This is a genomic window from Rhodococcus sp. (in: high G+C Gram-positive bacteria) (assembly GCF_049299235.1).
GTDB lineage: Bacteria > Actinomycetota > Actinomycetes > Mycobacteriales > Mycobacteriaceae > Rhodococcus.
In genome coordinates, this window is the sequence record NZ_JBAQXC010000073.1 from 1 (window position 1) to 11451 (window position 11451).

10 protein-coding genes and 1 pseudogene are annotated in these 11451 nt (G+C 68.3%); all 11 read left to right on the top strand.

Going from position 1 to position 11451, the window contains the following annotated elements; translation table 11 throughout:
- The coding region (locus tag WAX14_RS03980) for an amidohydrolase family protein (RefSeq protein ID WP_422626794.1) at positions 1–679 on the top strand (679 nt) is incomplete at its 5' end.
- A gap of 4 nt (positions 680–683) precedes the next feature.
- The gene (locus WAX14_RS03985) at positions 684–1187 is read left to right on the top strand and encodes a transporter (RefSeq protein ID WP_422626795.1); all 504 of its coding nucleotides are present in this window, start codon (positions 684–686) and stop codon (positions 1185–1187) included.
- Positions 1184–2350, top strand: coding sequence for a glutamine-hydrolyzing carbamoyl-phosphate synthase small subunit (gene carA, locus WAX14_RS03990; RefSeq protein ID WP_422626796.1), 1167 nt, complete (start codon positions 1184–1186; stop codon positions 2348–2350). Before WAX14_RS03985 ends, carA begins: the two co-directional genes overlap by 4 nt.
- The gene (gene carB / locus WAX14_RS03995) at positions 2350–5691 is read left to right on the top strand and encodes a carbamoyl-phosphate synthase large subunit (RefSeq protein WP_422626797.1); all 3342 of its coding nucleotides are present in this window, start codon (positions 2350–2352) and stop codon (positions 5689–5691) included. Before carA ends, carB begins: the two co-directional genes overlap by 1 nt.
- Entirely contained in the window at positions 5688–6515 is an 828-nt protein-coding gene (gene pyrF / locus WAX14_RS04000) for an orotidine-5'-phosphate decarboxylase (protein WP_422626798.1), read from the top strand. Before carB ends, pyrF begins: the two co-directional genes overlap by 4 nt.
- Positions 6516–6961: 446 nt before the next feature.
- Positions 6962–7285 (top strand): integration host factor, actinobacterial type, encoded by a 324-nt coding sequence (mihF, locus tag WAX14_RS04005; protein WP_068158315.1) that lies wholly within the window; start codon positions 6962–6964, stop codon positions 7283–7285.
- Positions 7286–7350: 65 nt separating this feature from the next.
- A complete protein-coding gene (gmk, locus tag WAX14_RS04010) occupies positions 7351–7917 on the top strand; it encodes a guanylate kinase (RefSeq protein WP_422626802.1) in 567 nt (188 codons plus the stop codon).
- Positions 7918–7982: 65 nt separating this feature from the next.
- Positions 7983–8285 carry a DNA-directed RNA polymerase subunit omega gene (gene rpoZ / locus WAX14_RS04015; RefSeq protein WP_422626799.1) on the top strand — a complete coding sequence of 101 codons (303 nt, stop codon included), beginning with the start codon at positions 7983–7985 and terminating at the stop codon, positions 8283–8285.
- The gene (gene coaBC / locus WAX14_RS04020; RefSeq protein WP_422626800.1) at positions 8282–9583 is read left to right on the top strand and encodes a bifunctional phosphopantothenoylcysteine decarboxylase/phosphopantothenate--cysteine ligase CoaBC; all 1302 of its coding nucleotides are present in this window, start codon (positions 8282–8284) and stop codon (positions 9581–9583) included. Before rpoZ ends, coaBC begins: the two co-directional genes overlap by 4 nt.
- A gap of 129 nt (positions 9584–9712) precedes the next feature.
- On the top strand, positions 9713–10927 hold the full coding sequence (metK, locus tag WAX14_RS04025; protein WP_422626801.1) for a methionine adenosyltransferase: 1215 nt from the start codon (positions 9713–9715) through the stop codon (positions 10925–10927).
- Between the two features lie 18 nt (positions 10928–10945).
- A pseudogene (locus tag WAX14_RS04030) lies at positions 10946–11451 on the top strand (primosome assembly protein PriA); the annotation flags it as partial.

The window sequence follows — 11451 nt, forward strand, 5'->3', positions numbered from 1 at the left end:
GTCGATCGTCGCGCGCGACGCCCTGCTGGCCCGCGACGCGGGCGCCCGCGTCCACATCTGCCACGCTTCCACGGCTGGAACCGTCGAGCTCGTCAAATGGGCACGCGGACAGGGGATTTCGATTACCGCCGAGGTGACTCCGCATCATCTGCTGCTCGACGATTCGCGGCTCGAAACCTACGACGGCATCAACCGCGTCAACCCGCCGCTGCGGGAACGCTCCGACGTCGAGGCGCTGCGCCGCGGCCTCGCCGAGGGTGTGCTCGACTGCGTGGCCACCGATCATGCCCCGCACGCCGATCAGGACAAGTGCTGCGAATTCTCGCAGGCCCGCCCCGGCATGCTCGGTCTGGAGACCGCGCTGTCGGTCGTCGTCGAGACGATGGTCCGGCCGGGACTGCTCGACTGGCGCGGCGTCGCGAAGGTGATGAGTGAGCGGCCCGCGGAGATCGTCGGCCTTGACGATCAGGGTCGCCCCGTCGCGGTCGGGGAGCCCGCCAACCTCGTGCTCGTCGACCCGGACAGCGACTGGACGGTGCGCGGACCGGAATTGGCGAGCATCGCCGGCAACACCCCGTACGAGGAGATGACGCTGCCGGCGACGATCACCGCGACCGTGCTGCGCGGCAGGATCACCGCCCGCGACGGCGTGGCTCGGCCCCTGACCGGCGGGAGGTAGGGACATGGACCGGGTCTTGATCACTCTCGGCTTCCTGCTGCTGTGGGTCGTGCTGGTGCTGCTCATGTGGAAGGGCTGGCGGGGACGGGTCCGCCGACAGACGGAGAGTGTCGGCGAGCTTCCCCCCATCCCCGCGGACCTGGGCGAGCAGGTGGTGGCACCGAGCACCGGCCTGTACGTGGGCAGCACACTCGCCCCGAGCTGGCAGGACCGTATCGCCGTCGGTGACCTGGGGTTCCGGGCCGCGGGCGAGCTCAGCCGCTACCGCAGTGGGGTGCTGCTCGAACGCGATGGCGCAACGCCGATCTGGATTCCGCAGGACTCGATCCGCGCGATCCGCACCGAACGGGGCCTCGCCGGGAAGGTGATGACCAAGGACGGGATCCTGGTCATCCGCTGGCAACTGCCCTCCGGAACCGAGGTCGACACCGGATTCCGCGGCGACGACAAGACTGTCTACCCCGCGTGGGTGGACGCGACGAACGAAGATTCAGGAGAGAACGCATGAGCGGCGGTACTTTCGGCGGTGACACCGCGGTGTTGGTGCTCGAGGACGGACGCATTTTCCGCGGCACCACCTTCGGGGCGGTCGGCCAGACTCTCGGTGAGGCCGTGTTCAGCACCGGCATGACCGGCTACCAGGAGACGCTCACCGACCCGAGCTACCACCGGCAGATCGTGGTGTCGACGGCACCGCAGATCGGCAACACCGGCTGGAACGAGGAAGACAACGAGTCCGTCGGCCCCACCGGCGATGCCGCCGGCGCGAAGATCTGGGTCGCCGGCTACGTCGTGCGCGACCCGTCGCGCCGCACGTCGAGTTGGCGTGCCACCGGCTCCCTGCAGGACGAACTGGTCCGGCAGGGTGTCGTCGGCATCGCCGGCATCGACACCCGAGCCCTGGTGCGCCACCTGCGTACCCGCGGTTCGATGCGCGCCGGTGTCTTCTCCGGCGCCGCCCTTGCCTCCGACGCGGAACTGCTCGACCGGGTGAAGGACCAGCCGTCGATGCTCGGCGCGGACCTGGCCGGCGAGGTCACCACCACCAGCGGGTATGTCGTCGAGCCGGCCGGTGGCGAAGCCCGGTTCACGGTCGCGGCCATCGACCTCGGCATCAAGACGAACACCCCGCGCATGTTCGCCGAGCGGGGCATGCGGGTGCATGTGCTGCCGTCGACCGCGACACTGCACGACATTCTCGACCTGAAGGCGGACGGGGTGTTCCTGTCCAACGGACCCGGTGACCCGGCGACCGCGGACAGCGCCGTGCACCTCACCAAAGAGGTGCTCGGTCAGGGTCTCCCGTTGTTCGGCATCTGCTTCGGCAACCAGATTCTCGGTCGCGCCCTCGGTCTGGACACCTACAAGATGAAGTTCGGCCACCGCGGCATCAACATCCCGGTCGTCGAACACGCCACCGGCCGCATCGCGATCACCGCGCAGAACCACGGATTCGCTCTCGAAGGTGAAGCCGGCCAGGAATTCGACACGGCGTTCGGTCGCGCCGTGATCAGCCACACCTGCGCGAACGACGGTGCCGTCGAAGGTGTCCGGTTGCTCGACGGCAGTGCCTTCTCGGTGCAATACCACCCGGAGGCAGCAGCGGGACCACACGACGCCGCGTACCTGTTCGACCAGTTCGCCAGCAAGCTCGAGGGAGACAAGTCCTGATGCCACGTCGTACCGATCTCTCCCACATCCTGGTCATCGGGTCCGGTCCGATCGTCATCGGTCAGGCCTGCGAGTTCGACTATTCCGGAACGCAGGCGTGCCGGGTGCTGCGTGAGGAAGGCCTGCGGGTCAGCCTCGTCAACTCCAACCCGGCCACGATCATGACCGACCCGGAATTCGCCGACGCCACCTACATCGAGCCGATCACCGCCGAGTTCGTCGAGAAGGTCATTGCGACCGAAGCCGCCAACGGCACACCGATCGACGCGGTGCTCGCGACCCTCGGTGGGCAGACCGCGCTCAACACCGCGGTCGCGTTGTCCGAACAGGGCATCCTCGACAAGTACGACGTCGAACTGATCGGCGCGGACTTCGATGCCATCCAGCGCGGCGAGGACCGGCAGAAGTTCAAGGACATCGTCACCAAGTGCGGTGGCGAATCCGCCCGCTCCGCGGTCTGCTACACGATGGACGAGGTCCGGGCGACCGTCGCCGAACTCGGCTTCCCCGTCGTGGTGCGCCCGTCGTTCACCATGGGCGGCCTGGGTTCCGGCATGGCCTACAACGACGAGGACCTCACCCGCATCGCCGGTGGCGGTCTCGCCGCGTCACCGACCGCGAACGTCCTGATCGAGGAGTCGATCCTGGGCTGGAAGGAATACGAACTCGAACTCATGCGCGACGGCCGCGACAACGTCGTGATCGTCTGCTCCATCGAGAACGTCGACCCGGTCGGTGTGCACACCGGTGATTCGATCACGGTCGCGCCGGCGATGACGTTGACCGACCGCGAATATCAGGAGATGCGCGACCTGTCGATCGCGATTCTGCGCGAGGTCGGGGTCGATACCGGTGGCTGCAACATCCAGTTCGCGATGGACCCGACGGACGGCCGTCTCGTCGTCATCGAGATGAATCCGCGCGTGTCGCGGTCCTCGGCGCTGGCGTCGAAGGCCACCGGCTACCCGATCGCGAAGATGGCCGCCAAACTCGCCATCGGCTACACACTCGACGAGATCGTCAACGACATCACCAAGGAAACCCCGGCCTGCTTCGAACCCACCCTCGACTACGTGGTGGTCAAGGCCCCGCGGTTCGCGTTCGAGAAGTTCCCCGGCGCCGACGGCACCCTCACCACCACGATGAAGTCGGTCGGTGAGGCCATGGCGATCGGCCGCAACTTCACCGAGGCGTTCGGCAAGGTGCTGCGGTCGCTCGAAACCAAGCGGGCCGGCTTCTGGACCGGCCCCGAGGTGGAAGGCACCCTCGAGGAAATCCTCGCGGACATCGCGACCCCCACCGACGGCCGCATCTACGGCGTGGCGAAGGCCCTCGAACTCGGCGCGACCGTTGAGCAGGTCTTCGACGCCACCGCGATCGACCCGTGGTTCCTCGACCAGATCCAGCAGATCGTCGAGTTGGGGGAGCAGGTCCGCGCCGCCGAGACCTTCGGTGCGCAGGAATTGCGCTACGCCAAGCATCACGGCTTCTCCGACCGGCAGATCGCCGAACTGCGCCCGCAACAGTTCACCGGTGAGGATGCCGTGCGTGCGTTGCGCACCGAACTGGGTGTGCACCCGGTGTACAAGACCGTCGACACCTGCGCGGCCGAGTTCGAGGCCCGCACGCCGTACCACTACTCGACCTACGAGCTCGATCCCGATGCGGAGAGCGAAGTCGCGCCGCAGACCGAACGCCCGAAGGTGCTGATCCTCGGGTCCGGCCCGAACCGGATCGGCCAGGGCATCGAGTTCGACTACTCGTGTGTGCACGCCGCGTTGACCCTGTCCGAGGCCGGGTACGAGACCGTCATGGTCAACTGCAACCCGGAGACCGTCTCCACCGACTACGACACCGCCGATCGCCTGTACTTCGAGCCGCTCACGTTCGAGGACGTGCTCGAGGTGTACCGCGCCGAATGCGAGTCCGGCACCGTCGCCGGTGTCATCGTGCAACTCGGCGGCCAGACCCCGCTGGGCCTGGCCCGGCGGCTGAAGGCCGAGGGTGTGCCGATCGTCGGAACCAGCCCGGAGGCGATCGACCTGGCCGAGGACCGCGGCGAGTTCGGCCGGGTGCTCGAGCAGGCCGACCTGCCTGCCGCCAAATACGGCACCGCCACCACCTTCGAGGGCGCCCGGGACATCGCGTCCGGCATCGGCTACCCGGTGCTGGTGCGCCCCTCCTACGTGCTCGGTGGCCGCGGTATGGAGATCGTCTACGACGAGAAGGCGCTCGAGACCTACATCGCGAACGCCACCGAGATCTCCGACGACCGCCCGGTGCTGGTCGACCGGTTCCTCGACGATGCCGTGGAAATCGACGTCGACGCCCTGTGTGACGGCACCGACGTCTACATCGGCGGCATCATGGAGCACATCGAGGAGGCCGGAATCCACTCCGGTGACTCGGCGTGCGCGCTGCCCCCGATCACGCTCGGCCGTTCGGACATCGAGAACGTGCGGCGCTCCACCGAGGCGCTCGCGAAGGGGATCGGCGTCAAGGGCCTGCTCAACGTCCAGTACGCGCTCAAGGACGACATCCTGTACGTCCTCGAGGCCAACCCGCGAGCCAGCCGCACCGTGCCGTTCGTCTCCAAGGCGACCGGCGTGCAACTGGCAAAGGCCTGTGCGCGCGTCATGCTCGGCGAAACCATCGCCGAGTTGCGCACCACGGGACTGTTGCTCGCCGAGGGTGACGGCAGCGACGCCCCGCTCGATGCACCCATCGCGGTCAAGGAGGCGGTGCTTCCCTTCAACCGGTTCCGCCGTGCCGACGGCACCGGTGTGGACACACTGCTCAGCCCCGAGATGAAGTCGACCGGTGAGGTCATGGGCATCGACAGCGACTTCGGTCGGGCATTCGCCAAGTCGCAGACCGCCGCGTACGGGTCGCTTCCGCTCGAGGGTGCCGTGTTCGTCTCGATCGCGAACAAGGACAAGCGGTCGATGATCTTCCCGGTCAAGCATCTCGCCGACCTGGGATTCCGGATCATGGCCACCGTCGGTACCGCGGAAGTGTTGCAGCGCAACGGTGTCCCGTGCGAACAGGTGTACAAGGTGTCCGACGAGCAACGCCCGGCGGGAGCGCCGACGATCGTCGATCGGATCCGCGCCGGCGACGTCGGCATGGTCATCAACACACCGTGGGGCAACGCCGGTCCACGCATCGACGGCTACGAGATCCGCAGTGCTGCCGTCGCCGCGAACATCCCGTGCGTGACGACCGTGCAGGGTGCTGCGGCGGCCATTCAGGGAATCGAGGCGGCGATCCGAGGAGAGATCGGGGTTCGCTCGATCCAACGGATGCAGGCGGGCTTGCGCGACGGCGAGCACCAGTCGTGACCGGGTTCGGGGAGCGACTGCAGGCGGCGCTCGCCGAACGCGGACCGCTGTGCGTGGGCATCGACCCGCATCCGGAACTGCTCCGGGCGTGGGGGCTGACCGTCGACGCCGCAGGCCTGGCCACGTTCACCGACCGGTGCGTCGACGCATTCGCCGGTGAGGTCGCGCTGGTCAAACCGCAGGTGGCGTTCTTCGAGGCGTTCGGGTCGGCCGGCATCGCCGTGCTCGAACGCGCCGTCGCGGTGCTGCGCGAGAGCGGCACGCTGGTGCTCGCCGACGCCAAGCGCGGCGACATCGGCTCCACCATGGCCGCATACGCACGAACATGGCTGTCCGACGACTCGCCGTTGTGTTCCGACGCGGTGACGGTGTCGCCGTATCTGGGCTTCGGTGCCCTGGAACCGGCCCTGCGGCTCGCACAGGACACCGGACGCGGGGTGTTCGTGCTCGCGGCCACCTCCAACCCGGAGGGCGCGCAGGTGCAGCAGGCGACGGTCGCGGACGGGCGCACCCTCGCCCAGGTGATGGTCGACGAGGCCGCCGCCCGCAATGCCGGTACCGCGGTGCTGGGGGCGGTCGGGGTGGTGGTCGGCGCGACATTGGCGGTAGCGCCCGACCTGAGTGCCCTGCACGGCCCGATTCTCATGCCCGGTGTCGGAGCCCAGGGGGGGACCGCCGACGACGTGCGCAGGCTGGCCGGTGACCGCCTCGACGCGGTCGTGCCGACGGTGTCCCGGGAGGTGCTGCGGGCCGGCCCGACGGTGCCTGCGCTCCGCGATGCGGTCGCTCGCGCGGTCGACGGATTCGAGTTCCTGAGGGCCTGACGAGACCTGTGCCGGCGGGGCCGGACCCCATTTGCGGGTCCGGCCCCGTTTTCGCGTGCGGTGGGCCGCGGTGACGGTCGTTTCGTGCCGTTCGGTGCTGGTGGGGGACACGACACGCGCAATCTGCAGAAAATTTTCCGGGCTGCCCGGCCGGCCACGGTGCCACCGCCGCCGGACCATTTCCGCGCCGGGCGAAGGATTCCCCACCGAATCGGACATTGGCGTTCTCACCTGCGGATTTGCGGTATTTTCGCAGGTCGGAAGTGGTACGCCAAGGTCTGAGAGCGGTGGATTCGCACGGCGGATTCGCTCTGCACTACCGCACGGATTTTCGAGTGGAACGTCGGGGGGTGGGTTCGCAATCGCCGCTGTCCGTGAGTACGGTCGCTATCGCCGCTGGTAGTCAGCGGTCGAAGACTGTTTTCCAACGATGAGACGGAGGAACCGTGGCCCTTCCCCAGCTGACCGACGAGCAGCGCGCCGCTGCTCTGGAGAAGGCGGCTGCTGCCCGTCGTGCCCGGGCAGAGCTCAAGGAGCGCCTCAAGCGCGGCGGCACCGACCTCAAGCAGGTGCTCAAGGATGCCGAGAACGACGAGATCCTCGGCAAGATGAAGGTTTCCGCCCTGCTCGAGGCCCTGCCGAAGGTTGGCAAGGTCAAGGCTCAGGAGATCATGACCGAGCTGGAGATCGCCCCGACGCGCCGCCTGCGCGGCCTGGGTGACCGTCAGCGCAAGGCGCTGCTCGCCAGGTTCGATTTCGACGCTGAGTAACGATCGTGGTAGCTGACGCACACATCGTGTCGGACAGCGTGCCCGTGACACGGAGGGGCCGGCTGGTGGTTCTGGCCGGCCCCTCCGCGGTCGGTAAGTCGACCGTTGTCCGCCTCCTCCGTACCCGTGTCCCGGACCTGCACTTCAGTGTGTCGGCGACGACCCGGGATCCACGGCCTGGAGAGGTCGACGGTGTGGACTACCATTTCGTGGGGCGCGCCGAATTCGACCGCATGATCGACGCCGGAGAACTGCTCGAGTGGGCAGAAATCCACGGTGGGCTGCAACGTTCGGGCACCCCGGGGGCGCCGGTCCGCGACGCGCTCGCAGACGGACGTCCGGTGCTCGTCGAGGTGGACCTGGCCGGTGCGCGCGCCGTCCGGGCCGTGATGCCGGAGGCCGTGTTGGCATTCCTGGCGCCACCGAGCTGGGAGGTTCTGGTCGGGCGGTTGACCGGCCGGGGCACCGAATCGGAGGACGTGGTGGCGCGTCGACTCGAGACGGCCCGCACCGAACTGGCCGCGCAGAACGAGTTCGACTGCGTGATCGTCAACGACGATGTCGACCGTGCCTGCGACGAATTGGTATCCTTGTTGGCTGGACCCGACGCCGGGCCCGGGTTGCGCCCCTAGGAAGTGCGCCCCCGGTGGCGGTCCCACCACTATTTTCTTCCCGCGAATACTCAGGAGATCACCGAGTGAGCAGCATCCAGGCAGCCGCGACCGACATTGCGGGTAACGAGCTTCCGGTCTACGACCCCCCGCTGGGCATCACCAACCCGCCCATCGACGAGTTGCTCGACCGCGCCTCGTCGAAGTACGCGCTGGTGATCTACGCGGCCAAGCGCGCCCGCCAGATCAACGACTACTACAACCAGCTCGGCGACGGCATCCTGGAATACGTCGGCCCGCTGGTCGAGCCGGGTCTGCAGGAGAAGCCGCTGTCGATCGCCATGCGCGAGATCCACACGGACCTGCTCGAGCACACCGAAGGCGAGTGAGTCCGCTCACCGTGGACAGCCTCGACGAGACCTCGGAATTCGGGCAGCGCCGCCGCCGCGTCGTCATCGGCGTCGGCGGCGGCATCGCTGCCTACAAGGCGTGTGCGCTGATCCGCGCGTTCACCGAGAGCGGACACCAGGTCCGGGTGATCCCGACCGAGTCCGCACTCGAGTTCGTCGGGCGCGCCACCTTCGAGGCACTGTCCGGCAATCCCGTCCACACCGGGGTCTTCACCGACGTCCCGAAGGTGCCGCACGTGCGGATCGGCCAGGAAGCGGACCTTGTCGTCGTCGCCCCCGCGACCGCCGACCTCATGGCACGTGCCGTGCAGGGCCGCGCCGACGACCTGCTCACCGCCACGCTGCTCACCGCGCGCTGCCCGGTGATGTTCGCTCCCGCGATGCACACCGAGATGTGGGAACATCCCGCGACCGTCGACAACGTCGCGACGTTGCGTCGCCGCGGCGTGGTCGTCGTCGAACCGGCATCGGGCCGGCTCACCGGCCAGGACACCGGCGCGGGCCGACTGCCCGAACCGGAGGAGATCTACTCGCTCGCCACCCTCCTGCTCGAACGTGCCGACGCGTTGCCGCGCGATTTGACCGGCCGCAAGGTGGTCGTCTCGGCAGGCGGCACCCGCGAACCCCTGGACCCGGTCCGGTTCCTCGGCAACCGTAGTTCCGGGAAGCAGGGCTATGCGCTGGCCCGGCTCGCCGCACAGCGCGGTGCCGACGTGACGCTGGTCGCCGGTGCCGTCGCAGGCCTCGCCGACCCCGCCGCCGTCGACGTGGTGCGGGTGCAGACCGCGGCGCAGATGCAGGATGCGGTCGTCAAATACGCCGCCGCCGCGGACGCGGTCATCATGTCCGCTGCCGTCGCCGATTTCCGGCCGGCGGCATTCGCGCAGACCAAGATCAAAAAGGGCGCGGGAGAACCCGACTCGATCGCCCTGACGAAGAACGACGACATCCTGGCCGGACTCGTCGATGCCCGCACAGACGGCAGTCTCGCCGCGAGCACCGTCATCGTCGGGTTCGCCGCCGAGACCGGCGACGAGGACGGCGACGTGCTCACTCACGCCCGCGCCAAATTGACACGCAAGGGATGCGATCTGCTCGTCGTCAACGCCGTCGGCGACGGGAAAGCCTTCGAGGTGGACCACAACGACGGATGGCTGCTCGCCGCCGACGGATCCGAAACGGCGCTCGCGCACGGCTCGAAATCGTTGATGGCCAGCCGTGTCCTCGATGCGTTGCGGCCGCTGCTGGCGTCCACCGACCGCCGGAACGGCGGATGATCCGAACTATCGCGCCCGCACACATGGAACAGTAGCGTCGAGTGGGGTGGGGCACCTGAGCCGTCACCGCGTTCCATTGATTAGATGCTGTTCATTCGAGCTAGATACTTTCAGTCGAGAGGGAGTTCTGTGAGCAAGACCGGCGGTCGGCTTTTCACCAGTGAATCTGTGACCGAGGGGCACCCCGACAAGATCTGTGACGCGATCAGCGACTCTGTTCTCGACGCGCTGCTCGCCGAGGACCCGCGCGCCCGCGTCGCGGTGGAGACTCTCGTGACCACCGGTCAGGTTCACGTCGTCGGCGAGGTCACCACCTCCGGCTACGCCGACATCCCGAAAATCGTGCGCGATCGTGTCCTCGAGATCGGCTACGACTCGTCGTCGAAAGGCTTCGACGGCAACTCGTGCGGCGTGAACATCGCGATCGGTGCACAGTCCCCGGAGATCGCCGGCGGCGTCGACGTCTCGCACGAGCACCGCTCCGGAACCCTCACCGACGACGAGGTCGCCAAGCAGGGTGCCGGCGACCAGGGTCTGATGTTCGGATACGCCTGCTCGGACACCCCGGAACTCATGCCGCTGCCGATCTCGCTCGCCCATCGACTGTCCCGTCGACTCACCGAGACCCGCAAGACCGGCGTGCTGCCGTACCTGCGCCCCGACGGCAAGACCCAGGTCACCATCGAATACGACGGTGACACCCCCGTTCGGCTCGACACGATCGTCATCTCCACCCAGCACGCGGCGGACATCGACCTGAACAATCTGCTCGCCCCGGACCTGCGCACCCACGTCGTCGACGCGGTGCTCGCCGATCCGACCCTCGCCGATCTCGACACCTCGGACGTCCGGTTGCTCGTCAACCCGTCCGGGTCGTTCGTGCTCGGCGGACCGATGGGTGACGCGGGCCTCACCGGCCGCAAGATCATCGTCGATACCTACGGTGGCATGGCCCGCCACGGTGGCGGCGCATTCTCCGGCAAGGACCCGTCGAAGGTCGATCGGTCCGCCGCCTACGCGATGCGCTGGGTCGCCAAGACCGCGGTCGCCGCCGGTCTCGCGGACCGCGTCGAGGTGCAGGTCGCCTACGCCATCGGCAAGGCCGCGCCGGTCGGCCTGTTCGTCGAGACGTTCGGCACGGAGAAGGTTGATCCGGCCCGCATCCAGGCCGCCGTCAACGAGGTGTTCGACCTGCGGCCGGGCGCGATCATCCGCGACCTGAACCTGCTCCGCCCCATCTACGCGCAGACCGCCGCGTACGGCCACTTCGGTCGTACCGACATCGACCTGCCGTGGGAGAACACCGACCGCGCCGACAAGCTGCGCGCGGCCGCCGGTCTCTGACCGGCAGATCACCGACGGGTGGGTGCGGACAAGCTCGCCGCCGAGACGGATCCGGTGGCACGGATACTTCCGCTGCTGCCGCTTCCGCACCTCGACCGGGAGTTCGACTACCTGATTCCCCGTGAACTCGACGCGGACGCCCGGCCGGGCGTCCGCGTTCGTGTCCGGTTCTCCGGCCGGCTCATCGACGGTTTCCTGTTGTCCCGCACCGCCACCAGCGACCATCCGGGACGACTCGGTTGGCTCGACCGCGTCGTGTCCTCCGAACCGGTGCTGACCGGTGAGATCGCCGCCCTGGCCGACGAGGTCGCCACCCGCTGTGCCGGTACCCGCGCCGATGTGCTGCGCCTGGCGGTGCCACCGCGGCACGCCCGCGTCGAATCCGAACCGGCAGTCGAAACGGCCCCGCCCGGGCCGCCGGAAATCGACCGGCAGGCGTGGTCGCGATACCGGTTCGGCGAGCGCTTCCTCGACGCGCTCGCAGGCGGCCGCTCGCCGCGTGCGGCCTGGCAGGCGCTACCGGG